We start from the raw sequence: 23,737 nt of genomic DNA on the forward strand, positions 1-23,737 counted from the left end.
CACAGCCTGGGGGCTTGAAGGCTTATTTCTGGACGACGGCGAAGAGGTCCTCTTCGCGCATGACCAGCAACTCTTCGCCATCGACCTTGACGGTCTGGCCGCTGTACTTGCCGAACAGGACGCGGTCACCGACCGACACGTTCAGGGCGATGAAATCACCCTTGTCGTTGCGCTTGCCCGGGCCGACGGCCAGCACTTCGCCTTGGTCAGGCTTCTCGGCGGCGTTGTCGGGGATGATGATGCCCAGGGCGGTCTTGGTCTCGTTCTCGAGGCGCTTGACGATCACGCGATCGTGCAGGGGACGAAGCTTCATTGCATCTCCTTGGAGTCGTACAGGGTGCGGTGGGTCGGTGCGCAGGACGCGAACCGGGGTAACGCGTTCGACTTCGGGGCGGGCCGGAGAGGCCTCCTGAAGTCGCTAGCACTCACCGATGTCGAGTGCTAACGGAGTCAGATTATAGGAACGGTCTTCGGCGTTTCAAGTGCCGGGGATGTTCAGTCGTGCAACGAGAGCGGCCGGGCGCTACGGCCGCCCTGCAGCGCATCGAGGGTCATCAGCATCAGCTGGCGCAGCGCGCCGTAGGGCTCGGTCGGCCAGCCCGGCTGGCGCAGGCCCTTGACGATGCCGTCGCAGGCATGCGCGGCACGCACCAGCGCGTCGGCCCGGGCCGGGTCCAGCTGCGGTGCGATGCGCTCGAACAGCTTCTCCTTGACGCCCCAGACCCGCGCCTCGCGCAGCGCCATCGGCAGCGGCCGGCCGTCGCGCAGCGCCGCCGCGACGCGGGCCAGCGCCCGCACGTCCTCGGCCAGCGTCCAGTGGACCAGCACGGCGGCCTCGCCCTCGGACTGCAGGCCTTCGAGCATGCGCAGCGCGCGGGCGACCTGGCCGGCCAGCACCGCCTCGCCGAGCTTGAAGACGTCGTAGCGCGCGACGTTGAGCACCGCCGACTCGATCTGCTCGAAGGTCAGCACGCCCGGCGGGTGCAGCAGCGCGAGCTTGCGGATTTCCTGGAAGGCGGCCAGCAGGTTGCCCTCGACCCGGTCGGCGAAGAAGGCCAGCGCGCGCTGGCCGGGCTCGCCGTCCTCGACCCGCTGCTGCTGCGCGGCCAGTCGCTGGGCAATCCACTGCGGCAGCGCCCGGCGGTCGACCGGATCGACCTTGAGGCTGACGCCGGCGCCGTCCAGCGCGGTGAACCAGGCGCTGGCCTGCTGGGTGCGGTCCAGCCGGGGCAGGCTGACGATGGTGATGGTGTCGTCGGGCAGCGCCTGGGCGTAGCGTTGCAGGGCCTCCGAGCCGTCCTTGCCGGGCTTGCCCGAGGGGATCCGGATCTCGATCAGCCGGCGGTCGGCGAACAGGCTCAACGCCTGGGCCTCGCCCAGCAGGCCGGACCAGTCGAAATGCGCCCCGGCGACGGTGTGCACGCTGCGCTCGCTGTGGCCGGCCGCCCGGGCCGCCGCACGGATCGCGTCGGCCGCCTCCTGCGCCAGCAGCGGCTCGTCGCCGTGGATGACGTACAGCGGCCGCAGGCCGCGCTGCAGGGCGGCATCGAGCTGGTCGGCACGCAGCTGCATCGGGTCGATCCGTTCAGCGCGAGGCCGCAGGCGCGACGGCGGACCCGTCCGCCGGCAAGGCAGCCAGCCGCCGCAGCACCTGGCGGGCGATGTCCTGGTGCATGGTGCGGATCAGGAACTGCTGCTCGTGCTCCTTGGCCAGCGCGTCGTTCTCGGCGTAGCTCATCTCGCGCGCCTGGGTCAGCGTGGTCGGCCCGATCAGCTCGGTGCCGTCGGCCCGGCGGACACGGAAGACGAGGGTCGATCGCAGCGTCAGCTCGCGCACCTGGCCGGCGGCGGTGATGCTGGCGACCACCGGCACGGACTGGTCCAGCACCGCTTCGAGCACCACGTCGGACTCGGCCGGGGTGGCCGCGAGCGTCGCGCCCGGGCTCATGCGCAGCTGCCGGCGCAGCTCGTCGGCCAGCGCCGAGTCGCTGCCGAAGCCGCCGAGGTGGACCCGCTTGAGTGCCAGCTCGGGCGGCCGGCGCAGCTGGAAGCCGCAGCCGGCCAGCATCGATCCAGCCAGCGCGGTCAGCCAGGTCCGGCGCGTGGGCATCGCGGCGTCCCGTTCAGGCAACGACGTTGACCAGGCGACCCGGCACCACGATGACCTTCTTGATCGGCCGGCCCTCGGCGAAGCGGGCGACCTCTTCCGAGGCACCGGCGATGGCCTCGATCGCGGCCCGGTCGGCGCTCGCCGGCACGGTGATCGCGCCGCGCGTCTTGCCGTTGACCTGCAGCACCAGCTCGATCTCGTCGCGCACCAGCGCGGCCTCGTCGACCACCGGCCACGGCGCGTCGAGCAGGCCGCCCAGGCGCTGGTCGTAGCCCAGCTCGTTCCACATCACCTGGGCGATGTGCGGGCAGGCCGGGTAGAGCGCGCGCAGCAGCACCGAGTAGCCCTCGCGCATGACGGCGGCGCTGGCCGCGCTGTCGTCGAGCCGGGCGCCCTCGAGCGCGTTCAGCAGCTTCATCGCGCCGCTGACCACGGTGTTGTATTGCATGCGCTCGTAGTCGTGGCTGACCTGGCGCAGCACGGTGTGGACCTCGCGGCGCAGCGCGCGGGCGTCGCCGGCGATGTCGGTCACGACGGCGGCGATCTCCGGTGCGCCCTTCAGCGCCGTCGCATGCCTGGCACCGTAGCCCCAGACCCGCTTGAGGAAGCGCTGCGCGCCCTCGACCGCCGAGTCGTTCCATTCGAGCGTCTGCTCCGGCGGCGACGCGAACATCACGAACAGGCGGGCGGTGTCGGCGCCGTACTGGTTGATCAGGTCCTGCGGATCGACACCGTTGTTCTTGGACTTGGACATCGTGCCGACGCCCTGGTAGTCGACCGCGCTGCCGTCGGCCTTGAGGGTCGCGCCGACGATCTTGCCGCCGGCGTCGAACACGTTGTCGACCTCATGCGGCCAGAAGTACTCGATGCCGCCCTTGTCGGTGCGACGGCTGTAGATGTGGTTGAGCACCATGCCCTGCGTCAGCAGCCGCGTGAAGGGCTCGTCGACCTGCACCAGCTTCAGGTCGCGCATGACCTTGGTCCAGAAGCGCGCGTAGAGCAGGTGAAGGATGGCGTGCTCGATGCCGCCGATGTACTGGTCCATGCCGCTGCCGCCCACGGCACCGGCATGGCCCCGCATCCAGTACTGCGTGCCCTCGCCCACCATCGCCGTGTCGTCGGTGGCGTCGCAGTAGCGCATGAAGTACCACGACGAGTCGACGAAGGTGTCCATCGTGTCGGTCTCGCGGCGCGCCGGCCGGGCGCAGCGCGGGCAGGCGACGTTCAGGAAATCGCTGCGCAGACGCAGCGGATTGCCGCTGCCATCGGGCACGCAGTCGATCGGCAGCACCACCGGCAGGTCCTGCTCGGGCACCGGCACCGGGCCGCAGTCGTCGCAATGGATGATGGGGATGGGCGTGCCCCAGTAGCGCTGGCGGCTGATGCCCCAGTCGCGCAGGCGCCAGGTGGTCTTCTTCTCGCCCAGGCCCAGCGCGCCGACCAGCTCGGCGACCTTGCCGACCGCGGCCTTGTGCGCCAGGCCGTCCAGCACGCCCGAGTTGATGCAGACGCCGCGCTGCTTGTCGCCGTAGGACTCGGCCCAGGCCTCGGTCGTGAAGGTCTCGCCCTCGACGGCGACGACCTGGCGGATCTCGATGCCGTACTTCTTCGCGAAGGCGAAGTCACGCTCGTCGTGCGCCGGCACGCCCATCACGGCACCGTCGCCATAGCTCATGAGCACGTAGTTGCCGACCCAGACCTCGACCTGCGCGCCGGTCAGCGGGTGGGTGACGAACAGGCCGGTGGCCATGCCCTTCTTTTCCTGCGTGGCCAGCTCGGCCTCGGTCGTGCCGCCCTGCGCGCATTCGGCGATGAAGGCCGCCAGCGCCGGGTTGCTGGCCGCCGCATGCGTGGCCAGCGGATGTTCGGGCGCGACCGCGCAGAAGGTGACGCCCATGATGGTGTCGGCACGGGTCGTGAAGACGTAGAGCTTGCCGTCCTGGATCGGCGCGCCGTCGGCGGCGCGGATCGCGTGCGGGAAGGCGAAGCGCACGCCTTCGCTCTTGCCGATCCAGTTTTCCTGCATCAGCCGCACGCGCTCGGGCCAGCCGCTGAGGTAGCTCGGGTCATCCGGGTTGGCGACGGCCGAGAGCAGTTCCTCGGCGTACTTCGTGATCGCCAGGTAGTAGCCGGGGATCTCGCGCTTCTCGACCGGCGCGCCGGAGCGCCAGCCCTTGCCGTCGATGACCTGTTCGTTGGCCAGCACGGTCTGGTCGACCGGGTCCCAGTTGACGACCTGGGTGCGGCGTTCGGCGATGCCGGCTTCCAGCATCTTCAGGAACAGCCACTGGTTCCACTTGTAGTAGCTCGGGTCGCAGGTGGCGACCTCGCGCGACCAGTCGATCGCCAGGCCCATCGCCTGCATCTGGCGCTTCATGTAGGCGATGTTCTCGCGCGTCCATCGCTCCGGCGGCACGCGGTTCTTGAGCGCGGCGTTCTCGGCCGGCAGGCCGAAGGCATCCCAGCCCATCGGCATCAGGACGTTGTGGCCCTTCATGCGCAGCTGGCGGGTCAGCATGTCGTTGATGGTGTAGTTGCGCACGTGGCCCATGTGCAGCTTGCCGCTGGGGTACGGCAGCATCGAGCAGGCGTAGAACTTGGGCTTGAGCCGGCCCTCGCTGTCGCGGGCGTTCTCGACGACACGGTAGGCGTCGGCCGCGGTCCATTGCGACTGGGCGGCGGCTTCGACGGCGGCGGGATCGTATTTCTCGTTCATGGTGCGCGGGCAGGCAAGGAAAGCGGTGCGGGTCGGCGGAAGCGCCGGATTATCGTTGCCGGGGTCGCCGCCGCAGGGGCACCGGCCGGCCGCCTCAGCGGCTGGCGGCGGCCACCGGCTCGGTCACGAAGGCGATGCGGTTCAGGCCGGCCAGCTGGAGCTGGCCGATCAGCTGCGCCACCAGGCCGTAGGGCGTGGCCTGGTCGGCCCGGAGCTGGACCTCGGGACGCGCGGCCTCGGCGCGCTGGCCGAGTTCGGTGATGCGGCGCTGGAATTCGGCCGCCTCGAGGCGTTCTTCGCCAAGGTGGAGCGCCCCGTTGGCCTGCAGCGCGACCTGGATCGCGGCCGGCGTCTCGACCTGGGGCGTGGCGCCGTCGGCGCGCGGCAGGTCAAGCTTGAGGCTGGCGCCCATCAGCGGCGCGGTGATCATGAAGATCACGAGCAGCACCAGCATCACGTCGATCAGCGGGGTCATGTTGATCTCGCTCATCGGCTGCGGCTGGCTGCGCCGCTCGAGTCGGCCCAGCGCCATGTCAGCGGTCCTCGTCGGCGTCGGCCGATGCGGCACCCGGCGCGAACAGCTCGCGCAGGTCATGGGCCCAGCCTTCCAGATCGGCCTCGCAGGCGCCCAGCCAGCGACCGAACAGGTTGTAGGCCAGCACGGCCGGGATGGCCACGGCTAGGCCGGCGGCGGTCATGATCAGGGCCTCACCCACCGGTCCGGCCACCTTGTCGATGCTGACGCTGCCCGAGGCGGAGATGCCGACCAGCGCGTGGTAGATGCCCCAGACCGTGCCGAACAGGCCGATGAATGGCGCCGTCGCGCCGATCGAGGCCAGCACGACCTGGCCTTGCTGAAGCTGCGCCAGCACACCGTGCAGCGCGTCGCGCAGGCGGCGTGTCAGCTGCGCCTGGGCCTGCGCGCCGGCGGCCAGCGAGCCCCCGGCCGGCGCCGCACGGGCGGCGTCCAGCATCGGCAGCAGCACGGCCTCGCGGTCACGCTCGGCCAGCAGGCGCTGGCCGGCCGACAGGTCCGGTGCATCCCAGAAGGCCGGCACGATCCGGCCCAGGTCACGGCGGGCCCGCTGCAGCACCCAGGTCTTCCAGAAGATCAGCACCCAGGCGCTGACCGACATCGCCAGCAGCAGCAGCGCGACCGCGCGGCTGACGCCGTCGCCCTGGGACCAGACGACCTGGAGCGCGTTCATGCTCAGGCGAAGCCGAGGACGTCGTTCATGCCGTACAGGCCGCTGGCCTGGCCCGACAGGAAGCGGGCGGCGCGCAGCGCGCCCTGGGCGTAGGTCGAGCGGCTGGACGACTTGTGGGTGATCTCGATGCGCTCGCCGATGCCGGCGAACAGCACGGTGTGGTCGCCGACGATGTCGCCGCCGCGGATGGTCGCGAAGCCGATGCTGGATGGATCGCGCTCGCCGGTGATGCCCTCGCGGGCGTAGACGGCGCAGTCCTTCAGGTCACGCCCGAGCGCCTGGGCCAGCACCTCGCCCATCTTCAGCGCGGTGCCGCTGGGCGCGTCGACCTTGTGGCGGTGATGGGCCTCGATGACCTCGATGTCGTAGCCGTGGCTCATGGCGCGCGCGGCCATGTCCAGCAGGCCCAGCACGACGTTGACGCCCACGCTCATGTTGGGCGCCAGCATGATGGCGATGTCGCGCGAGGCGGCCGTGATCTCGGCCTTCTGGGCCTCGCTGAAGCCGGTCGTGCCGATGATCATCTTCACGCCCAGTTCCCGGCAGACCGCCAGATGCGCCATCGTGCCCTCGGGGCGGGTGAAGTCGATCAGGAAGCGCGAGGTGCCCAGGCCGGCCTTCAGGTCGGAGGTGATCGCCACGCCGCTGGTCTGGCCCAGGAAGGCGGCGGCGTCGTGTCCCTCGGCGGGGCTGCCGGCGCGGTCGAGCGCGCCGGACAGGCGGCAGTCGTCGGCTGCCATCACGGCCTCGATCAGCATGTGGCCCATGCGGCCGGTGCAGCCGGCGACGGCGATCGGAAGTTGGTCGGTCATCAGGAGTCCCCGGGGCCGCGCGGAGGTCGGCCCGAGCAGTGGGTGTAGATCGGGATCAGCGAGCCGGCAATGGCTCGAGAGGGGGATAGGCACGCGCCGGCGCGCTGGCTGCGGATCCGGCCGGTGCGGCGGCCGTCTCGGCCGGTTTGGGCAGCGGCAGCTGGCGCAACTGGTCGTCGCTGAGGGCCAGCGGGACCGACCTGCGCTCGACCTTGGCGACGTCGATGGCATCGACGAACTCGCGCTCGGAGGGCAGCTGCGGCGCCTCGAAGCTCAGCACCTTGTCGTTCTGGAACAGCACCGTCACGTGCCGGCGCTGCGGCGCGGCACCCTGCCGACGGATGGTGAAGACGTAGTCCCAGCGGTCAGCGTGGAAGACGTCGGCCAGCAGGGGCGAGCCGAGCAGGCCGCGGACCTGTTCGCGCGTCAGCCCGGGTCGCAGCTGGGCGGCCATTTCCTGCGTCACCACGTTGCCTTGCACGACCTCCATGCGGTAGGGCGTGATCAGGCCGGCGAAGCGTCGGTCGGGGTCGGCGGAGGCGGCGCAACCGGCCAGGGTGATGGCGGCCAGCAGGGCCGCGGCGACGGGCGAGAAACGCAGGAAAGGAGACCGGGTCACGAGTGCCTCAAGGTGGTTTCCGGCCTGGCCCTGGGGCCGATGCATGCCGATATGATCGGCAAATTCTAACGAGGCGCGCCCCGCGCCCACCGGCCCGACCTGCCGACCCATGACACATGCGGATGAACTGAAGAGCTCGGGCCTGAAGGCCACGTTGCCGCGCATCAAGATCCTCGAGGTCTTCCAGAGTGCCCGCGAACGTCACATGACGGCCGAGGACGTCTACAAGCTGCTGCTCGCCGAAGGATCGGACATCGGCCTGGCGACGGTCTATCGCGTGCTGATGCAGTTCGAGCAGGCCGGCTTGCTGACGCGCAACCACTTCGAGAGCGGCAAGTCGGTCTTTGAGCTCAACGAAGGCCAGCACCACGACCACCTCGTGTGCATGGACTGCGGCCGGGTCGAGGAGTTCTACGACCCGCAGATCGAGAAGCGCCAGCACGAGATCGCGCTCGAGCGCGGCTACCGGCTGCAGGAACACTCGCTGGCGCTCTACGCCCAGTGCACCAAGACGGCCTGCCCGCACCGGCCGGGCAAGTGACGCGCTGACACCGGTCGATGAGGCGGCGGACGGCCCCGATCAGAGGCCGGCGTCGCCCTGGTCCATCAGGTCGCGGTGGCGACGGATGAATTCCTGGTAGGTGTCGATGCCGCGCAGTTGCAGCACGGTGTTGCGCACCGCCGCCTCGACCAGCACCGCCAGGTTGCGGCCAGCGTCCACCGCGATCACGACCTTGCGCACGGGCATGCCGAGGATGTCCTCATACAGCGGCTCGTAGGGGATGCGCTCGAAGTCGCGGTCCAGCGTCTCCTTGCGGACCAGGTGCACGATCAGCTTGAGCCGCATCTTGCGGCGCACCGCCGTCTCGCCAAAGATCGCCTTGATGTCGAGCAGGCCGATGCCGCGCACTTCCAGCAGGTTGCGCAGCAGCTCGGGGCAGCGGCCCTCGACGGAAGTCTGGGCGACGCGATAGAGATCGACCACGTCGTCGGCCACCAGACCATGGCCACGCGAGATCAGCTCCAGGCCGAGTTCGCTCTTGCCCAGGCCCGATTCGCCGGTCAGCAGCACGCCCAGCCCCAGGATGTCCATGAAGACGCCGTGGCGCGAGGTCCGCTCGGCGAAGTGCTGGCCGAGGTAGCCGCGCAGGATGTCGATGCAGTGGCCGGCCGATTCCTGGGTGCTGAACAGCGGGATTTCGGCGCGCTCGCACATCGCCACCAGCTTCTCGGGCGGCGTGCAGCCGTCGGCCACGATCAACACCGGCGGTTCGAGCGTGACGATGCGCGAGATGCGACGGCCCTGCCGCTCCGGGTCGCTCACGACGTGATCGAGGTAGGCAACCTCGCGCCGGCCGAGGATCTGGACCCGGTAGGGATGGATGTAGTTCAGGTATCCGACCAGGTCGGCGGCGGACTGCGCATCGCGCACCGCCACCTCGTCGAAGCGGCGCTCCGGCGCGGCGTGGCCGGCAATCCACTCCCATTTGAGCGCCGCCCGGTGGGCATCGAACAGCGCCTCGGCGCTGATGACGGTGGGCTTCACGCGGCGGCCGGCGGGTGCGGGGTCCGGATGCGGGTCAGGCGACCGACTTGAGCGGTTCCCAGCGGCGGATCAGGTCGTGCACCGTGGCGGCGTCGGGCTCGGTCTTGAGGCGCTCGCGCAGGTCACGGTCGGACAGCAGCTCGGCGATCTCCGAGAGGATTTCCAGGTGCCGCTGCGTCGCCGCCTCGGGCACCAGCAGGAAGATCATCAGCGAGACCAGTTCGTCGTCCGGCGCCTCGAAGGCGATCGGCTGGGAGACGCGCAGCACCGCCGCGAGCGGATTCTTCAGGCCCTTGATGCGGCCATGCGGAATCGCCACCCCGTGACCCAGGCCGGTCGAGCCGAGCCGTTCGCGTGCGAACAGGTTGTCGGTCACGGTGGCGCGGGCCACGGCATGCTGGTTCTCGAACAGCAGGCCGGCCTGCTCGAAAGCACGCTTTTTGCTGGAGGCGTCCACCTGCACGAGAACATTGCTGGCGGGCAGGATGGCGGCAAGTCGGTTCATCGGGATCGGTCGCCGGTTTGGGCCTGAGCCTTGGCGGGCGCCTCGGTGGAGACGGGAAAATGATTATAGGAATCGGCATCCCGGCTGCGCGGGTGCCATCCCTCAGGCAGTCAGGCGATCAGCGCAAGGTTGCCGCATTGCAACAATCGTTTGCAACTCCCCTGGGCAAAGGTTCACGACTTCCAGATCGATTGCCTCGCGACGCACCGGCAGCGTGCGCCGGACATGAAAAAGGGGCCCGAAGGCCCCGCGGTCGTCAGGGTTGCCCGACGTCTCAGATGGCGTCACCGGTCGCGTCGAGCCGCTTGGCGGTGGCGTGGTGGTGATCCTGGAGCTTGTCCTTGTGGCGGACCACCTGGCGATCGAGCTTGTCCATCAGCTGATCGATCGCGGCGTAGAGGTCTTCATGGGAGCTTTCGACGAAGATGTCCTTGCCCTTCACATGGAGTGTCACTTCAGCCTTCTGGCGCCTTTCCTTTTCCTTCAGTTTCTCGACCGTCAGCAGGACGTTCACATCCACGACCTGGTCAAAGTGCCGCGTGACCCGGTCCAGCTTGGTGAGAACGTACTCACGCAGGGCCGGGGTCACTTCCAGGTGGTGTCCACTGATCGTCAGGTTCATGAGGCCTCCATAGAGGGGGTGGTGGGAAAACGCTGGTCGGGGCCCTGGCGGCACGAACCCCGCTGATGTCTTTTCTGTGAAGCCAGTGTGACCGCATCAACTGGCCCTGGCAAGGCAGGACCGGGGTGCCGCACCAGGGTCGTGCGGGAATGCACTGGGGGTGCTTCTTTCGCGTTACGCTCCGTGTTTGCGAGCATCCTGCGCGCCTCGCGGATGCGCTGGATGCGGCAGATCGACCGGTCCGCAGCCCACGCGCGATGCCCCTTCCGGACGGCCCTTCCATGCTCAGGCGAGCCCGGTCGCGGTGCGATACTCGCCGGCTTTGTGCGGGGTTCCCGGCAGCACGCCGCAGGACGCCTCAAGACGCCGTCCGGCGACGCGCAGCAGCCCACGGCGGACGCCGGGACGGGCCAGCCCGCGGCGCCCCGGGTCGCCCCCCCAGGAGCCTGCATGCTCAACGTCTTCACGCTGGTCAACGGCCGGCTCTACCAGGTCGAGATCGAGGCCGGGACCGACAAGCCCGAGGCCACCGCCACGCTGGCGCCGGTCTGGGTCGACCTCGAAGCACCGACCGAGCAGGAGAAGGCCTGGGTCGAACAGCGCTTCGGCCTGCGCACGCCCGACACCGAGGTCGGCGAGGACCTGGAGGAATCGGCCCGCTACTACGAGGAAGACAACGGCGAGCTGCACATCCGCTCGGACTTCCTGATCGACGACGACGAGACGCCGCGCAACGTGCGCGTGGCCTTCATCCTGTTCAACAACGTGCTGTTCTCGGTGCATGCCGAGGACCTGCCGGTGTTCCGCCTGCTGCGCCTTCGGGCGCGCCGCATCCCGGCCCTGATCGAGGACGCCAAGGACGTGCTGCTCAAGCTCTACGACGCCGATGCCGAATACTCGGCCGACGCGCTCGAGGGCATCTACGACAACCTCGAGAAGGTCAGCGCGGGCGTGCTCAAGCAGGAGATCGACGACCGCGCCGCCGGCGAGGCGCTGGCGGCGATCGCACGCGAGGAAGACCTCAACGGCCGCATCCGCCGCAACGTGATGGACACGCGCCGCGCCATCAGCTTCATGATGCGCAGCCGCATGCTCAACGCCGAGCAGTTCGAGGAAGCGCGCCAGATCATGCGCGACATCGACTCGCTCGACTCGCACACCGCCTTCCTGTTCGACAAGATCAACTTCCTGATGGACGCCACGGTCGGCTTCATCAACATCAACCAGAACAAGATCATCAAGATCTTCTCGGTGGCGTCGGTCGCGCTGCTGCCGCCGACGCTGATCGCCAGCATCTACGGCATGAACTTCGAGTTCATGCCCGAACTGCGCCAGGCCTGGGGCTATCCCTTCGCGCTCGGGCTGATGGTGACCTCGGTCGCCGCGCCGCTGATCTACTTCCGCCGCAAGGGCTGGATGCGCTGAGGCGCCCCGATGCGGCTCAGCGCCCTGGCGTCGCCAGCCGGCGGCGCAGCCAGCGCATCAGCGCACCGATCAGCGGCAGGCGCGCGTACAGCTCCTCTGCGGCATCCCAATAGTCACGGTGCATGGCGATGCGGCCCGTCGGGTCGAGCCGCAGGTGCGAGGCACCACGGATGCACTGCCGCGACGTGCCGTCGGGAGCCTTCGCCAGCGCGGTCGACTCGAACACGAAGTCCCAGGTCAGGAAGCAGTCGTCGCCCTGCGCCACGGCGTCGCGCACGATGAAGCGCGGTGCGGTCATGGTCTCGAACATGTGGGCGAAGATGGCCGCGATCGCCGCCGTGCCCCGGACCTCGTTGAAGGGGTCCTTGAAGGCCGCGTCGGGCGCATAGATCGCGTCGATGCGGGCCAGGTCGGCCGGGCCGAGCTGCTCGAAATAGCCGATCAACACGGCAATCCGTGCATCCGGGTGGCGCGGCGGAGTGCCCATCTCAGAGCCCCGTCGCACGGCGGATCGCGCGGAAGTACAGCGACGGCGGCAGCAGCCCGATCAGCTTGAGCACCCAGGTGAAGCGCTTCGGGAAATGGATCTCGAACTCGCCACGCGCCCAGCCGGCCAGCATCGCATCGGCCGCCGCGGCGGGTGAGATCAGCGCCGGCATGCGGAACTCGTTCTGCGCGGTCAGTGGCGTCTCCACGAAGCCGGGGTTGACCACCGACACGCCGATGCCGCGCTCGCTCAGGTCCAGGTAGAGCACCTCGGCCAGGTTCTGCAGCGCCGCCTTGGTCGGGCCGTAGGCGAGCGCCTGCGGCAGGCCACGGTAGCCGGCCACGCTGGAGATCAGGCTGATGTGGCCGGCCTGCTGTTCGAGCAGCACCGGCAGCACGGCATCGAGCAGGTGCAGCGCGCCGACATAGTTGACCTGCTGGTGGCGCAGCATGTCGGCCAGGTCGTGGTCGGTCGCACGCTGGGCGCGGTAGGTGCCGGCGCAGTAGACGACCAGATCGATGCGGCCCCAGCGTTCGCGGATCGTGTCGGCCGCACCGGCCAGCACGCCGGGCTCGGCGACGTCGAGCGGCAGGATCAGCGCATCGCGGTGGCGCAGGCCGAACTCGGACAGCGCGTCGGCGCTGCGAGCCGACACCGCAACATGCGCGCCCCGCTCGGCCAGCCGCTCGGCACAGGCCCGGCCGATGCCGGTGGAGGCGCCGACCAGCCAGACGACGCGGTGGCGCCAGTCCTTCATCTTGGGGTTCAGGGCCATCGCGGTCGGTGCCTCAGAGTTTCTGGAACGACAGGGTGACGTCGCCCAGGTGGATGCCGAACTTGCTCATGGCCGCCCGGTTGAGCATGACCTGCCGGTCCATCTGGAACATCCAGTCGTCGAACTGCACGTCCCAGGTGCTGCCGTCGACCTTCAGGCGCAGCGTATACCGCCAGCGCAGCGCGTTGCCGGCGGCCTCGCCCTGGGCCTCGCCGACGACGTCGTCGGCCCGGCCGATGTAGCGGCCATCGGCACCGCGCTGCAGACGCCAGACCCGGCGCTCGGTCTGGCCGTCGCTGTAGAGGAAGTCCTCTTCCAGCACGCCCTGGTCGCCCTGCCAGGTGCCCTTCATCTTGACGGTGAAACGGCGCTTGACTGCGCCGGAGCGGTCGGTGAACAGGCCGTGCGCGACGAGGTCGCCGTTGAAGTACTCGCGCAGGTCCAGCTGCGGCGTCTCGCGGGCGTAGTCCTGAACCTGTGGGCCGGCGCAGCCCGCGAGCGTGAAGGCGAGCGCGGCCGCTCCGGCGAGCAGCAGCCGGCGAGCGGAGGGGATGAATCGGATCGTCATGGTCGGTCCTTCGGGTTCGGGTCGGGGATCAGGGTGAACTCAGGGCGAGGCGGGTTCATCACCCAGGATGCGTGCCGCGCGTCGCCACAGCAGGGCGGCCGCAGCCAGCTTGAGCAGGCAAGGGAAGGCCGCATAGGCCAAGCTGAGCGCGGCCAGCGCGCCCGGATCGGTCGCGCCAGGCCGATAGCCGGCCAGGTCCAGCGCCGGCAGCACCAGGCCGGCCGACAGGGCCAGGTTGAGCTTGGTGGCGGCGTTCCACCAGCCGAAGCAGACGCCCTCGCCGGCCGAGGTGCCCGGGTTGCCGGTGCCTGCCCCTGGGTGGCTCGATCCATGAGCCTGTCGTGCGACGCGGGCCAGCAGCGCGCCCGGCACGGCCAGGTCCGCGCCCAGCGCCAGCCCGCTGGCGATGCAGACCGCCAGGAAGCCGGCAACGTCGCCCGCGCCCAGCCCGACGGCAAAGGCAAACGTGGCCACCGCCAGCAGCATGCCGGCCAGCCAGGCCGGCACCAGGCCGCGCCAGGCCACCAGCCGCAGCCACAGCGGCAGCGACAACGCGCCGGCCGCGAAGTAGGCCGCCAGGAAGCCGCCTTCCCAGGCCGGCGCCTGCAGCCGGTCGCGCACGAAGAACAGCACCAGCGTGGCCGGCACCGCGCTGGCGATGCCGTTGAGCAGGTAGACCGACAGCAGCGCGCGGAAGGCCGGCAGGCGCCAGGGCGAAGGTGCGGTGGCCTCGGACCGGTCCGCGTGAGCGCGTTCCGGCGTGATCGACACCGACGGCACGGCCTTGAGCCACCACCAGCCCGCCAGCAGCAGCAGCGCCAGCAGGCCGGCCGTCAGGTCCAGACCGGCCAGCGAGGGCAGCACGCTGGCGACCATCACGCCGGCCAATGCCAGACCTTCGCGCCAGGCCACGCGGCGGGCCTGCGCCACGTCGTCGCCACCGAGCCGTGCGCCCCAGGCCTGGTGGACGATGCTGGCCAGGCTGTAGGCCAGGTAGGTCAGCACCAGGCCGGCACCGCACCAGGCGAGCAGGGCCGTCAGGCTCGCGCCGGCCGGTGCGTGGAAGAGCGCCCAGAAGCCCGCCGCCATGACGACCGCGCAGCCGCCGATGACCTGCCAGGCGCGGGCGCCGGATCGGTCCAGCAGGCGGTCGGCCAGCCGACCGATGGCCGGGTCGAGCAAGGCGTCGAGCCCGCGCACCGCCAGCAGCAGCAGGCCCAGCGCCGCCAGCGGCACCGCGTGGCGATCGGCATAGTGATGCGGCAGGAGGACGTAGAGCGGCAGCGCGATGAAGGCCAGCGGCAGGCCCAGGGCGCCGTAGGCCAGACCCGCACGCCAGGTCGACGGAAGGGGGTCGGCCACCGGATCAGCGGGTGGTCGTGCCCGCGCCCAGCAGCTGCGCGCGCAGGGCCGGTTCACGGGTCGACGCCGACAGCCAGATGCCGAAGAACAGGCGCGCGAACCGCGTGTCGGCGACCTCGCCGCTGACGCGGCCGTTGTGCAGGAACTGCACGCCACGACCCGGCCGGTGCAGGCCGACCAGGCGGTCGCCCGGCGCGACGTCCGGGAAGGCGATGCGCATGGCCTTGAGCCAGTCTTGCGCCTCGGACGCGCCGATGGCCTCCAGGCGCTTCATCTCGTCGAGCGAACGGTCGGCGATGGAGCGGCCTTCGAGCCGTCGGGCATAGGCCAGCTCAAGCGCATAGGGCCGGCTGACGAGGTCGTCGCCCTCGCGCAAGGGCGTGACCGTCCACAGCCGGGCGTCGTAGACGTGCAGCCCGAACCACGTGAAGCGCATGCCGCCCTGCAGCCGCACGTCGGGCAGGGCCTCGAGGATCTCGGCCGGCGCCGAGGTCGGGGATGCCGGGCGTGGCGGGCTGTTGCTGGCCTGCGCCGGCGTCGCCACGGTCAGCCCGCCGGTCGCGACGGACAGCAGGGCGAGGCCACCGAGCCCACCCAGCCGGGCCAGGACGCGGCGACGTGCCGCCGTGCGAACCGATCGCGTCGATCCCGTCGATCCCGCCGATCGCGACGGGGAGATCTGGCCGATCGTCTTCATGCCGGCCGCCGCAAGGTGAACTGCACGACGTCGGTGCTGCCGGCGTCGAAGGCGGCCTCGCAGTAGGCGAGGTAGAACTCCCAGGTCCGCATGAAGCGGGTGTCGAAGCCGAGGCTGCGCACCGCCGCTTCCTCGGCCATGAACATGGCGCGCCAGCGCCGCAGCGTCTCGGCGTAGTCGGGGCCGAAGGCCATCTGGCGTTCGACCACCAGGCCGGCGCGCTCGGCTGCCAGGCAGAACTCCTTCGGGCTGGGCAGCAGGCCGCCGGGGAAGATGTACTGCTGGATGAAGTCGGTCGAGCGCACGTAGCGGACGAACAGGTCGTCGCGGATGGTGATGCTCTGGATGCAGGCCTTGCCACCAGGCTTGAGGCAGCGCTTGACGGTCTCGAAGTAGCTCGGCCAGTAGTCACGGCCGACCGCCTCGAACATCTCGATGGACACGACCGCGTCGAAGGGCGCATCGGCGATGTCGCGGTAGTCCTGCAGGCGCAGGTCGGCGCCTGCGGCCAGTCCGGCATCGGCCAGGCGGCGCTGCGCCCAGGCCAGCTGCTCGGTCGACAGCGTCACGCCGGTCAGGTGCGCGCCGGCGCGGGCGGCGGTCTCGGCCACCGCGCCCCAGCCACAGCCGATCTCCAGCACGCGCGCGCCGGGCTGCACGCCGGCCTCGTCGAGCGCGCGGACCATCTTGGCCTGCTGGGCCGACTCCAGGGTCTGCTCGAAGCCCTCGGCAAACCAGGCGCTGGAGTAGTTCATCGACCGGTCCAGCCAGCGTTCGTAGAAGGCGTTGCCGAGGTCGTAGTGGGCGTGGATGTTGCGACGGCTGCCGCGCCGGCTGTTGCGGTTGAGCAGGTGCTTGACGCGGTACAGCAGGCTGCCCCAGCGGCTGCCGTAGACGACCCGCTCGATCGCCTCGCGGTTGACCAGGCAGAAGCGCAGCAGGCCAGCCAGGTCGCGGCTGCTCCAGCGGCCGTCGATGTAGGCCTCGGCCAGGCCGATGTCACCGGACTTGAGCACCGCCGCGCAGACCGACCAGTCGTGGATGCGCAGCGACGCATGCGGCGCCTCGCCGTGGCCGATGCGCAGCAGCCGGCCGTCCGGGAGGTGCAGCTCGATCGAGCCGTGGCGGATCTGGCGCAGGCAGCCGAGCACCGTGCGCGCGGCCAGTGGCAGGCGAGGCAGCAGGGCGTCGAGGTCGTGGATCAGGCCATCGAGGGCGGTTTCGGCACGGTCGGCGGCGAAGGCGTTGTCGAGCATGTGTGTTCTCGGCGTGTGGGGGGCGCAGCCTCAGCGGCTGACCGGGATCGAGGGCGGCGCAGGCTTGCGAAAGAAGGGCACGCGCTTGAGCCACAGCCGCAGCGCCTGCCAATGGATGCGGGACCAGACGCCCAGCGTCAGCAGCGGCATGGCCAGCCAGGCGCGCCACAGGTGGCGCGGCGTCAGCGGCAGCAGCGAGCCGCTGATGCGGGTCTCGATCAGCGGCCCCGATGCGTCGTCGTGGTCGACACGGGCGATCAGGCGCTCCGGCCGGCCGCCTTCGGCCAGGCTCCGCAGGAAGCGGAAGCGGTAGCTGCCCTCGACCGAGCAGAAGGGCGAGACATGGAAGACCTTGCGCGAGCGGACCTCGCGGCCCCAGCCCAGCGCGTCGCCCTGCAACAAGTAGGCGTGACGTTCGCCGAAGGTGTTGTTGACCTCGGCCAGCACGGCCACCAGGCGGCCGTCGGCGGCGTGGGCGTACCAGAAGCTGACCGGCTTGAAGGCATAACCGAGCACGCGCGGGTAGGTCTGCAACCAGATCTCGCCGCCGTCGAGGTCGGCTGCCGCCATGCCTTCGCTGCGCAGCAGCGCGTCGATCCAGGCCAGCGCGTCCTGGCCGCCCTCGCCGTGGTCGGCATCGCGGAAATTGACCAGCGCCGCCCGGTTGCGCGCCAGCGCCCCGCCCGGCTTCCGGGCCCAGGCGCGCAGCGGCAGCATCAACATCCAGGTCGGATAGCGGAAGCCGTGCAGCGTCGGCCGCAGGCGGGTGTGGCTGACCTCGCCGCGCAGCAGCAACGGCGCGACATCGCCCACCCAGGCGCCGGCCGGCGTCGACGGCGTCGGCATCGTCATGCGGCCAGCCTCTCGGCGCGTTCCGCGACGGCGACCCGCAGGCCGTCGGCCACCGCCAGGCCCGACTTGAGGCCGTCCTCGTGGAAACCGTAGCCCGTCCAGGCGCCGCAGAACCAGGTGTGGCGCTGACCTTGCAGCGTCGGCACGCGGCGTTGCGCCGCGATCGCGCCGAGATCGAAGACCGGGTGCGCATAGTCGTAGCGGCCCAGCACCAGGTCGGCACGTGGCGGGCGCACCGGGTTGAGCGAGACGACCACCGGCTGCTGGAAGGGCAGCGGCTGCAGCCGGTTGATCAGGTAGTGCAGGCAGACGGCGGACGACTCCTGCGTGTCGCTCCCACCGTGTTCGTAGTTCCAGGCCGCCCAGGCGCGCGGCCGACGCGGCAGCATCGACGTGTCGGTGTGCAGCACCGCCACGTTGGGGTGGTAGGCGATGGCGCCCAGCACCTCGCGCTCGGCCGGGCTGGCATCGCTGCCGAGCAGGCGCAGGGCCTGGTCGCTGTGGCAGGCGAACACGACCTCGTCGTAGCGCTCGGCGCCCTGGGCGGTGTAGACCTGCACGCCGTCGCCCGCGATCCGGCGAACCGCCTGCACCGGCGTGTCCAGCCGGACCTGGCCCAGGCGCGGCCGCATGCGGCGCACGTACTCGCGCGAGCCGCCGCGCACGGTGTGCCATTGCGGGCGATCGTTGACCTGCAGCAGGCCGTGGTTGTGGCAGAAGCGGATCAGCGTGCCGATCGGGAAGCGCAGCATCTGCTCGGTCGGGCAGGACCAGATGCAGCCGATCATGGGCAGGAAATACCAGCGCCGGAAGGCCTCGCCGAAACGGTGCTCGTCGAGGAAATCGCCGATCGCCTGGGCCAGTTCAGCCTCGGCGCCGCGCTGCGCCAGTTCGGTCGTCAGGCGGTTGAAGCGGACCAGTTCGGCCAGCATGCCCAGGAAGGCAGGCCGCAGCAGGTTGCGGCGCTGGGCGAACACGCTGGCCAGGTTGCTGCCGCTCCATTCAAGCCCGTCGGCGACCGACTGGACCGAGAACGACATGTCCGAGGCCGCGACCGGCACCTGCAGCGTGTCGAACAGCTGCACCAGGTTCGGGTAGGTGCGCGGGTTGAAGACCAGGAAGCCGGTGTCGACACCGTGCGTGACGGGACGCCCAGCGGCATCCGGCAGGGTCACGTCGACGGTGTGGGCGTGACCGCCGAGCGTCGCGCCGCCTTCGAACAAGGTGACCTGGAACCCGCTGCCGGTTTCACCCAGCTGCCAAGCTGCCGCAAGCCCGGAAATGCCAGCGCCGATGACCGCGACGCGCTTCATCGGGCGACTCCGGCGCCGACTGCCATGAAGGCAACCGTGCAGCAACCCGAAGCGAACGAGGGAGGGAGGGAGGAGGAGAGACGCTTCGAGCGGGCCGTCGGCAGGGCCGACCGTCTGCACGGTTGAAAACGAGTGAGCATGTCCGTCATGACCTGGCTGTACGCAGCGGTGGTCCTGGCGGATGCAGCCACACCCTCCTCGGTGCGCCGCACCCTGCTGGTGAGTCGTGCGTTCATGGGAAGTTCCCGGTTTGGAGCGATTGCGTGGGTTGACTGGCGGATCGGGCGGCCGGGCGACGTCTTCTTTGATGACGTCGCCCATGCTTTGTCCTAGTCAGTCCGTTTGATGCTGGCTATATTAGGGACGAACCGAGGCACTTTCAATCGATTGTCCAGGACACACAAAAACCTTGCGCCCTGAACTACCCGGGCAATGTCCGCCACTTCCGAGTCATTCACCATGAGCGCCGACCCCAGCCTCAACCGTCTGTCCATGACAATCGCCGCCGTCGAGCGCGACACCCGCATCGGCAAAGACACGCTGCGCGTGTGGGAGCGCCGCTACGGCTTCCCGCAGCCGGTCCGCGATGCCAACGGCGAGCGCCTTTACCCCCCCGATCAGGTGGAGCGCCTGCGGCACATCAAGCGCCTGTTGGACGCCGGCCACCGGCCCGGCCGAATCGTCAGCCTCCACCTCGACGAGCTGCTGCAGCTGGGCGGGAGCAACGCCAACGGTCAGGCCAACGGCGGCCTGGCGGGCACCCGCGCCGGGGGTGGCGACGATCGCGACACGGCCGACATCGACCGACTGCTCGAACTGCTGCGCCGGCACGACATCGGCGCGCTGCGTCGCTCGCTCGGCCAGGCGCTGTTGCGGCTGGGCCTGGAACGCTTCGTGCTCGACCTGGTCGTGCCGCTGCTGGCGGAAATCGGCCATGCCTGGTCGCACGGCACGATGGAGATCTTCGAGGAGCACCTGGCCAGCGAGGTGCTGGAGACCGTGCTGCGCTCGGCCATTGCCGCTGGCCCCGAATCGGGCCCCTCGGCCCGGCCGCGCGTGCTGCTGGCCACCGCCTCGTTCGAGAACCACGGCCTCGGCCTGCTGATGGCCGAGGCGGTCTGCCTGGTGCGCGGCTGCTTCAACATGAGCCTGGGCCGGCAGACACCGATGCGCGACATCCTGCTGGCCGCCCAGGCGCACCAGGCCGATCTGGTCGCCCTGAGCTTCAGCGCCGCCAGCAACCCGAACCAGGCGCTCGACTGCCTGACCGAACTGCGCCAGATGCTGCCGGCGAACATCGAGATCTGGGCCGGCACGCCCCTGCAGGCCATGCAGCGCCGCAGCCCGGACGGCATCGTCACGATGAGCCGGCTCGACGCGCTGCCCCCCGAACTCGAACGGTGGCGCGCCGAGCACCTCTGACGCCTGCGGGCGCCACCCGCCGCGCGGTGCGCCTGCCACGGACGTTCAGAGTTTTCCAACGATCGCGTCAAGGTCCGTGAATCGATGGGGCAAGCCGCGAACGTAAGCTTCGATTCATTGAAGCCTGCGTCATCGCCGCCCCACATGTCCGCTGCCCTCCCCGTCTCCGCTCCGCCGACAGACCGCCGCTATGGCGCCGTCGCGATCGCGCTGCATTGGCTGCTCGGGCTGGCCATCGTCGGCGCCTTCGGCGTCGGCGTGTACATGGCCGACCTGCCCTTCTCGCCGGCCAGGCTCAAGCTCTACAACTGGCACAAGTGGGCCGGCGTGACGATCCTGGCGCTGTCGGCGCTCCGGCTGCTGTGGCGCCTGACGCACCGGCCACCGGAACTGCCGGCACAGGTCATCGCCTCGATGCCGGCGTGGCAACAGAAGGCCCACCACGGCACCCATCACCTGATGTATCTGCTGTTCTTCGCCGTGCCGCTGACCGGCTGGGCCTACAGCTCAGCGGCCGGCTTCCCGATCGTCTGGTTCGGCGTGCTGCCACTGCCCGACTTCGTGCCGGTCAGCAAGGAACTTGCCGAGGCGATCAAGCCACTGCACAAGCTGGCCGCCTTCGGCCTCGCCGCCCTCGTGCTGCTGCACGTCGCCGCCGCACTCAAGCACCAGGTCATCGACCGCGACCGCCTGCTCGGCCGCATGGGCATCGGCCCGGTCTGAGCGCGTCCCGACACACCACCTCCCGATCGACGCCCATCCGGCGTCCTGAACCCGACCGCACCGCCCGACCCGGACGGCCGCAGGCAAGCCCAGAGGAATCCGACATGAACTTTCCGCTCTCGACCACCCTGACCCCGCTCACCGCCGCGGCCGCGCTGGGTGCCGCCCTGCTGATCGCCACGCCGGCCGAAGCCGCGCCGGTGGTCGACGCCGCCAAGAGCGAGGTCACCTTCGCGATCAAGCAGATGGGCGTGCCCGTGGAAGGCCGCTTCAAGAAGTTCGATGCGCAGATGGCCTTCGACCCGAAGAAGCCCGAGACCGGCAAGGTCAGCTTCTCGATCGACCTGGGCAGCGCCACCATGGGTTCGGCCGAGACCGACGTCGAGCTGCCCAAGGCCACCTGGTTCAACACCGCCAAGTTCCCGCAGGCGACCTTCCAGTCCAGCGCCATCAAGGGCCTGGGCGGCGGCAAGTACGAGGTCACCGGCAAGCTGAACATCAAGGGCGCCAGCAAGTACGTGGTCGTGCCTGTCACGCTGGCCGCCGCCGGCCCGGCCGCCACGGCCACCGGCACCTTCGCCATCAAGCGCCTGGATTTCAAGATCGGCGACGGCGACTGGTCCGACACCTCGATGGTCGCCAACGACGTGACCGTGAAGTTCAAGCTGCAGATCAACGGCCTGGGCGCGCTCTGACGCGGCCGGCCCGCCACCCTTTCTCCTCACCCGACCAACCCTCAACCCTTTCGGAGTCATCGATGAAGAAATCCCTGCTTGCCCTTGCCGCTCTGGCCCTGTCTGGCGCCGCCTTCGCCGCCCCGTCGACCTACGCGATCGACCCGAGCCACACCTACGTGACCTTCGAGATCGGCCACTTCGGCACCAGCACGAACCGCGGCCGCTTCGACAAGAAGGAAGGCTCGGTCACGCTCGACCGCGCCGCCAAGAACGGCAAGGCCGACATCACCGTCGACGTGTCGTCGATCAACACCGGCTTCACCCAGTTCAACACGCACCTGAAGAGCGCCGAACTGCTGAACGCCGAGAAGTTCCCGACCGCCCGCTTCGTCAGCGACAAGTTCGTGTTCGAAGGCGACAAGGTCAGCGAGATCACCGGCCAGTTCACGCTGATGGGCAAGACCCACCCGATCACGCTGAAGGCCTCGCAGTTCAACTGCTACGACAACCCGATGCTCAAGCGCGAAGTCTGCGGCGGCGACTTCACGGCCGACATCAAGCGCAGCCTGTGGGACGTCAAGTACGGCCTGGACTGGGGCTTCCCCGACAACATGCGCCTGGTGATCCAGGTCGAAGCCGTCAAGCAGTGATGCCTTGACGCGGCTGGCCCGCCAGGGCTGCCGGCGGACGCAAAAAAAAGGGCACTGCCGCGAGGCAGTGCCCTTTTCTTCATCTGGAACCTCAGGGTCGTTCCGTGAACATCCCATCCTGGCGCGGCGTCGCCGACCTGCGGCGACGTGCGGGCCGGGCGCAGGCCGGGTGCAGGCTCAGCAGGTGGCGCTCATGCCGCGTCGACGCAGTCCTGCCGAGGGCATGCGCTTGACCGAACGCACCAGCCAGGCGACCGGCCACAACAGCACGATCGCAGCGGACGCCACGATCGCCGCGGCGAGCATCGCCGGCGCACAGATCAGCACCAGGGCCAGACGGACCAGACCGGCCATCGTGGCCAAGGTCGACAGATCAGGGTTCGGCTTGCTGTTCATGGTGACTCCGGGGTGCTGAAAGTGGGTCGGGAGACGCATCGTCTTCGATGAACCGATCACACGCAGTCGTGTGACCCAAGCCCCGAATATATGCGCCATATCGCCCACTGTCACAGAAAACGTGATCTACGGCATGAATGCGGGCTGATGTGCTGTTTTTTCAGATTGACCGCATGATGTCTGTTGAGAAATCGCCACAAGGCGCCCGGAAATCGATACACACTTCGCAACAAATCGCGATAGGAACGGCAGCCCACCCCCCGCAATCAAGGGGATCGACGTGACGGCGATTCCCCCTCAATCTGGCGTGGGCATGCCAAATAGTTGTGTAGAGAAACTGCATGAGTCTCCATGCCGCCGATGTGGTCGCCTCAATAAATGGGATAATTTTCCATTTATTTGCACCCAATTGGGTCGGCATCCGCAGCCTGCCGTCCATGGACGGTATCCGACCCGTCCACCCGCGTTGACGCTGCGCGGGCAGGCGCATCCCCGGCCGAGGGACATGACGCCGAAGGAGGGGGGTGGGATGGGAGATCGCCTCAAGGCGTGAGGCGCCGCCTGCCTGGCAGCAGGCGCCGGTCTGTGTTCCCGGCAACGCGGGAAGATCGGACACGACTGACCACGACCGGCCGAGGTTGGTCCGGTGGGCGAGCGGGATGCGGCGGAATCTGGGGGGGCGCACCGACCAGAACGGCCGATGCCAGCGGGGCGACGCGTCAGGCGCGTCGCAAACCGGTCAGCGCTTGCGGTCCATGCGCTGGGCCAGGGCCTGGCTGCGCATGTCGAAGCCGACGCGGCCGTAGTCGAAGGACTCGTGCTTGTGGCCCTTGTCGGTCGGACGCTCGGGGGTCAGCGGGCGACGGGGGGCGGGTTGTTCGGTACGCAGGAGGTGTTTCATGGCGATGGACACTTGGATCTGAACCTTCCGCAGTCATCGGCCGGGATCGGCCTGGGGGGTTGCGGTACGCCTCTACAACGACGCCTCCGCTGGTT

The 23,737-nt window shown here is 69.5% G+C and carries 28 protein-coding genes; 7 read left to right on the plus strand and 21 right to left on the minus strand.

Annotated elements, in window-relative coordinates; genetic code table 11:
- Nucleotides 1–22: 22 nt before the first annotated feature.
- The 8 genes from Q8X39_RS16460 to Q8X39_RS16495 all read right to left on the minus strand — a co-directional run bounded on the left by Q8X39_RS16460 (nt 23) and on the right by Q8X39_RS16495 (nt 7,465).
- A complete protein-coding gene (locus tag Q8X39_RS16460) occupies nt 23–313 on the minus strand; it encodes a co-chaperone GroES (protein ID WP_305750772.1) in 291 nt (96 codons plus the stop codon).
- A gap of 182 nt (nt 314–495) precedes the next feature.
- Entirely contained in the window at nt 496–1,572 is a 1,077-nt protein-coding gene (gene holA / locus Q8X39_RS16465) for a DNA polymerase III subunit delta (RefSeq protein ID WP_305750773.1), read from the minus strand.
- Between the two features lie 13 nt (nt 1,573–1,585).
- Complete coding sequence (locus Q8X39_RS16470) at nt 1,586–2,110, minus strand: LPS-assembly lipoprotein LptE (protein ID WP_305750774.1); 525 nt, start codon at nt 2,108–2,110, stop codon at nt 1,586–1,588.
- A 13-nt stretch (nt 2,111–2,123) separates the two neighbouring features.
- Nucleotides 2,124–4,826: a leucine--tRNA ligase gene (gene leuS / locus Q8X39_RS16475; protein ID WP_305750775.1), complete on the minus strand. Its 2,703-nt coding sequence runs from the start codon at nt 4,824–4,826 to the stop codon at nt 2,124–2,126.
- Nucleotides 4,827–4,920: 94 nt separating this feature from the next.
- Nucleotides 4,921–5,358: an ExbD/TolR family protein gene (locus tag Q8X39_RS16480; RefSeq protein WP_305750776.1), complete on the minus strand. Its 438-nt coding sequence runs from the start codon at nt 5,356–5,358 to the stop codon at nt 4,921–4,923.
- Between the two features lies 1 nt (nt 5,359).
- The gene (locus Q8X39_RS16485) at nt 5,360–6,034 is read right to left on the minus strand and encodes a MotA/TolQ/ExbB proton channel family protein (protein WP_305750777.1); all 675 of its coding nucleotides are present in this window, start codon (nt 6,032–6,034) and stop codon (nt 5,360–5,362) included.
- Nucleotides 6,035–6,036: 2 nt separating this feature from the next.
- Complete coding sequence (gene dapB / locus Q8X39_RS16490) at nt 6,037–6,846, minus strand: 4-hydroxy-tetrahydrodipicolinate reductase (RefSeq protein WP_305750778.1); 810 nt, start codon at nt 6,844–6,846, stop codon at nt 6,037–6,039.
- Between the two features lie 55 nt (nt 6,847–6,901).
- Nucleotides 6,902–7,465 carry an outer membrane protein assembly factor BamE gene (locus Q8X39_RS16495; protein ID WP_305750779.1) on the minus strand — a complete coding sequence of 188 codons (564 nt, stop codon included), beginning with the start codon at nt 7,463–7,465 and terminating at the stop codon, nt 6,902–6,904.
- 109 nt (nt 7,466–7,574) lie between these two features.
- Here Q8X39_RS16495 and fur point away from each other — a divergent pair, with 109 nt between their 5' ends.
- Nucleotides 7,575–8,006: a ferric iron uptake transcriptional regulator gene (gene fur / locus Q8X39_RS16500; protein ID WP_305750780.1), complete on the plus strand. Its 432-nt coding sequence runs from the start codon at nt 7,575–7,577 to the stop codon at nt 8,004–8,006.
- A 39-nt stretch (nt 8,007–8,045) separates the two neighbouring features.
- On the opposite strand, the gene hprK is transcribed toward fur, so the two are convergent.
- The 3 genes from hprK to hpf form a co-directional block, all read right to left on the minus strand.
- Nucleotides 8,046–9,011: an HPr(Ser) kinase/phosphatase gene (hprK, locus tag Q8X39_RS16505; RefSeq protein ID WP_305750781.1), complete on the minus strand. Its 966-nt coding sequence runs from the start codon at nt 9,009–9,011 to the stop codon at nt 8,046–8,048.
- Nucleotides 9,012–9,045: 34 nt separating this feature from the next.
- Nucleotides 9,046–9,516, minus strand: a complete 471-nt coding sequence (locus Q8X39_RS16510; RefSeq protein ID WP_305750782.1) for a PTS sugar transporter subunit IIA — start codon at nt 9,514–9,516, stop codon at nt 9,046–9,048.
- Between the two features lie 274 nt (nt 9,517–9,790).
- Nucleotides 9,791–10,138, minus strand: a complete 348-nt coding sequence (gene hpf / locus Q8X39_RS16515; RefSeq protein WP_305750783.1) for a ribosome hibernation-promoting factor, HPF/YfiA family — start codon at nt 10,136–10,138, stop codon at nt 9,791–9,793.
- Nucleotides 10,139–10,588: 450 nt separating this feature from the next.
- Here hpf and corA point away from each other — a divergent pair, with 450 nt between their 5' ends.
- Nucleotides 10,589–11,563 (plus strand): magnesium/cobalt transporter CorA, encoded by a 975-nt coding sequence (gene corA / locus Q8X39_RS16520; RefSeq protein WP_305750784.1) that lies wholly within the window; start codon nt 10,589–10,591, stop codon nt 11,561–11,563.
- Nucleotides 11,564–11,579: 16 nt separating this feature from the next.
- On the opposite strand, the gene Q8X39_RS16525 is transcribed toward corA, so the two are convergent.
- From Q8X39_RS16525 to Q8X39_RS16560, 8 genes are read right to left on the minus strand one after another with little or no spacing between them, the layout of a single operon-like run.
- Nucleotides 11,580–12,011, minus strand: coding sequence for a nuclear transport factor 2 family protein (locus tag Q8X39_RS16525; protein WP_407068023.1), 432 nt, complete (start codon nt 12,009–12,011; stop codon nt 11,580–11,582).
- A 40-nt stretch (nt 12,012–12,051) separates the two neighbouring features.
- The gene (locus Q8X39_RS16530) at nt 12,052–12,825 is read right to left on the minus strand and encodes an SDR family NAD(P)-dependent oxidoreductase (RefSeq protein ID WP_305750786.1); all 774 of its coding nucleotides are present in this window, start codon (nt 12,823–12,825) and stop codon (nt 12,052–12,054) included.
- A gap of 13 nt (nt 12,826–12,838) precedes the next feature.
- Complete coding sequence (locus tag Q8X39_RS16535) at nt 12,839–13,393, minus strand: DUF3833 domain-containing protein (RefSeq protein WP_305750787.1); 555 nt, start codon at nt 13,391–13,393, stop codon at nt 12,839–12,841.
- Between the two features lie 39 nt (nt 13,394–13,432).
- A complete protein-coding gene (locus Q8X39_RS16540; protein WP_305750788.1) occupies nt 13,433–14,755 on the minus strand; it encodes an MFS transporter in 1,323 nt (440 codons plus the stop codon).
- A gap of 4 nt (nt 14,756–14,759) precedes the next feature.
- Nucleotides 14,760–15,452 (minus strand): chalcone isomerase family protein, encoded by a 693-nt coding sequence (locus Q8X39_RS16545; RefSeq protein WP_305750789.1) that lies wholly within the window; start codon nt 15,450–15,452, stop codon nt 14,760–14,762.
- A complete protein-coding gene (locus tag Q8X39_RS16550; RefSeq protein ID WP_305750790.1) occupies nt 15,449–16,708 on the minus strand; it encodes an SAM-dependent methyltransferase in 1,260 nt (419 codons plus the stop codon). The genes Q8X39_RS16545 and Q8X39_RS16550 overlap by 4 nt, the downstream gene beginning before the upstream one ends.
- A gap of 30 nt (nt 16,709–16,738) precedes the next feature.
- A complete protein-coding gene (locus Q8X39_RS16555) occupies nt 16,739–17,560 on the minus strand; it encodes a DUF1365 domain-containing protein (protein WP_305750791.1) in 822 nt (273 codons plus the stop codon).
- Nucleotides 17,557–18,873, minus strand: coding sequence for an NAD(P)/FAD-dependent oxidoreductase (locus tag Q8X39_RS16560; RefSeq protein WP_305750792.1), 1,317 nt, complete (start codon nt 18,871–18,873; stop codon nt 17,557–17,559). Before Q8X39_RS16560 ends, Q8X39_RS16555 begins: the two co-directional genes overlap by 4 nt.
- Before the next feature lie 138 nt (nt 18,874–19,011).
- Here Q8X39_RS16560 and Q8X39_RS16565 point away from each other — a divergent pair, with 138 nt between their 5' ends.
- From Q8X39_RS16565 to Q8X39_RS16585, 5 genes are all read left to right on the plus strand, one after another.
- Entirely contained in the window at nt 19,012–19,206 is a 195-nt protein-coding gene (locus tag Q8X39_RS16565; protein WP_305750793.1) for a hypothetical protein, read from the plus strand.
- A 126-nt stretch (nt 19,207–19,332) separates the two neighbouring features.
- Nucleotides 19,333–20,295: a MerR family transcriptional regulator gene (locus tag Q8X39_RS16570; RefSeq protein WP_305750794.1), complete on the plus strand. Its 963-nt coding sequence runs from the start codon at nt 19,333–19,335 to the stop codon at nt 20,293–20,295.
- 144 nt (nt 20,296–20,439) lie between these two features.
- Nucleotides 20,440–21,018, plus strand: a complete 579-nt coding sequence (locus Q8X39_RS16575; protein ID WP_305750795.1) for a cytochrome b — start codon at nt 20,440–20,442, stop codon at nt 21,016–21,018.
- A 104-nt stretch (nt 21,019–21,122) separates the two neighbouring features.
- On the plus strand, nt 21,123–21,713 hold the full coding sequence (locus Q8X39_RS16580) for a YceI family protein (protein ID WP_305750796.1): 591 nt from the start codon (nt 21,123–21,125) through the stop codon (nt 21,711–21,713).
- 62 nt (nt 21,714–21,775) lie between these two features.
- Nucleotides 21,776–22,345 (plus strand): YceI family protein, encoded by a 570-nt coding sequence (locus Q8X39_RS16585; RefSeq protein WP_305750797.1) that lies wholly within the window; start codon nt 21,776–21,778, stop codon nt 22,343–22,345.
- A gap of 177 nt (nt 22,346–22,522) precedes the next feature.
- Here Q8X39_RS16585 and Q8X39_RS16590 read toward each other — a convergent pair whose 3' ends face one another.
- Together Q8X39_RS16590 and Q8X39_RS16595 are read right to left on the minus strand one after the other, a co-directional pair.
- Nucleotides 22,523–22,741 (minus strand): hypothetical protein, encoded by a 219-nt coding sequence (locus Q8X39_RS16590; RefSeq protein WP_305750798.1) that lies wholly within the window; start codon nt 22,739–22,741, stop codon nt 22,523–22,525.
- 739 nt (nt 22,742–23,480) lie between these two features.
- Nucleotides 23,481–23,642, minus strand: coding sequence for a hypothetical protein (locus Q8X39_RS16595; RefSeq protein WP_305750799.1), 162 nt, complete (start codon nt 23,640–23,642; stop codon nt 23,481–23,483).
- Nucleotides 23,643–23,737 lie beyond the last annotated feature (95 nt).

It is taken from the genome of Leptothrix discophora (genome assembly GCF_030705305.1).
Taxonomy (GTDB): domain Bacteria; phylum Pseudomonadota; class Gammaproteobacteria; order Burkholderiales; family Burkholderiaceae_C; genus Sphaerotilus; species Sphaerotilus discophorus.

Excerpts from the sequence above, each read along its gene's own strand:
- Q8X39_RS16460 (WP_305750772.1), bottom strand. The coding sequence starts at position 313 with ATGAAGCTTCGTCCCCTGCACGATCGCGTGATCGTCAAGCGCCTCGAG.
- holA (WP_305750773.1), bottom strand. The coding sequence starts at position 1,572 with ATGCAGCTGCGTGCCGACCAGCTCGATGCCGCCCTGCAGCGCGGCCTG.
- Q8X39_RS16470 (WP_305750774.1), bottom strand. The coding sequence starts at position 2,110 with ATGCCCACGCGCCGGACCTGGCTGACCGCGCTGGCTGGATCGATGCTG.
- leuS (WP_305750775.1), bottom strand. The coding sequence starts at position 4,826 with ATGAACGAGAAATACGATCCCGCCGCCGTCGAAGCCGCCGCCCAGTCG.
- Q8X39_RS16480 (WP_305750776.1), bottom strand. The coding sequence starts at position 5,358 with ATGGCGCTGGGCCGACTCGAGCGGCGCAGCCAGCCGCAGCCGATGAGC.
- Q8X39_RS16485 (WP_305750777.1), bottom strand. The coding sequence starts at position 6,034 with ATGAACGCGCTCCAGGTCGTCTGGTCCCAGGGCGACGGCGTCAGCCGC.
- dapB (WP_305750778.1), bottom strand. The coding sequence starts at position 6,846 with ATGACCGACCAACTTCCGATCGCCGTCGCCGGCTGCACCGGCCGCATG.
- fur (WP_305750780.1), top strand. The coding sequence starts at position 7,575 with ATGACACATGCGGATGAACTGAAGAGCTCGGGCCTGAAGGCCACGTTG.
- Q8X39_RS16510 (WP_305750782.1), bottom strand. The coding sequence starts at position 9,516 with ATGAACCGACTTGCCGCCATCCTGCCCGCCAGCAATGTTCTCGTGCAG.
- hpf (WP_305750783.1), bottom strand. The coding sequence starts at position 10,138 with ATGAACCTGACGATCAGTGGACACCACCTGGAAGTGACCCCGGCCCTG.
- corA (WP_305750784.1), top strand. The coding sequence starts at position 10,589 with ATGCTCAACGTCTTCACGCTGGTCAACGGCCGGCTCTACCAGGTCGAG.
- Q8X39_RS16530 (WP_305750786.1), bottom strand. The coding sequence starts at position 12,825 with ATGGCCCTGAACCCCAAGATGAAGGACTGGCGCCACCGCGTCGTCTGG.
- Q8X39_RS16535 (WP_305750787.1), bottom strand. The coding sequence starts at position 13,393 with ATGACGATCCGATTCATCCCCTCCGCTCGCCGGCTGCTGCTCGCCGGA.
- Q8X39_RS16545 (WP_305750789.1), bottom strand. The coding sequence starts at position 15,452 with ATGAAGACGATCGGCCAGATCTCCCCGTCGCGATCGGCGGGATCGACG.
- Q8X39_RS16550 (WP_305750790.1), bottom strand. The coding sequence starts at position 16,708 with ATGCTCGACAACGCCTTCGCCGCCGACCGTGCCGAAACCGCCCTCGAT.
- Q8X39_RS16555 (WP_305750791.1), bottom strand. The coding sequence starts at position 17,560 with ATGACGATGCCGACGCCGTCGACGCCGGCCGGCGCCTGGGTGGGCGAT.
- Q8X39_RS16560 (WP_305750792.1), bottom strand. The coding sequence starts at position 18,873 with ATGAAGCGCGTCGCGGTCATCGGCGCTGGCATTTCCGGGCTTGCGGCA.
- Q8X39_RS16565 (WP_305750793.1), top strand. The coding sequence starts at position 19,012 with ATGTCCGTCATGACCTGGCTGTACGCAGCGGTGGTCCTGGCGGATGCA.
- Q8X39_RS16570 (WP_305750794.1), top strand. The coding sequence starts at position 19,333 with ATGAGCGCCGACCCCAGCCTCAACCGTCTGTCCATGACAATCGCCGCC.
- Q8X39_RS16575 (WP_305750795.1), top strand. The coding sequence starts at position 20,440 with ATGTCCGCTGCCCTCCCCGTCTCCGCTCCGCCGACAGACCGCCGCTAT.
- Q8X39_RS16580 (WP_305750796.1), top strand. The coding sequence starts at position 21,123 with ATGAACTTTCCGCTCTCGACCACCCTGACCCCGCTCACCGCCGCGGCC.
- Q8X39_RS16585 (WP_305750797.1), top strand. The coding sequence starts at position 21,776 with ATGAAGAAATCCCTGCTTGCCCTTGCCGCTCTGGCCCTGTCTGGCGCC.
- Q8X39_RS16590 (WP_305750798.1), bottom strand. The coding sequence starts at position 22,741 with ATGAACAGCAAGCCGAACCCTGATCTGTCGACCTTGGCCACGATGGCC.
- Q8X39_RS16595 (WP_305750799.1), bottom strand. The coding sequence starts at position 23,642 with ATGAAACACCTCCTGCGTACCGAACAACCCGCCCCCCGTCGCCCGCTG.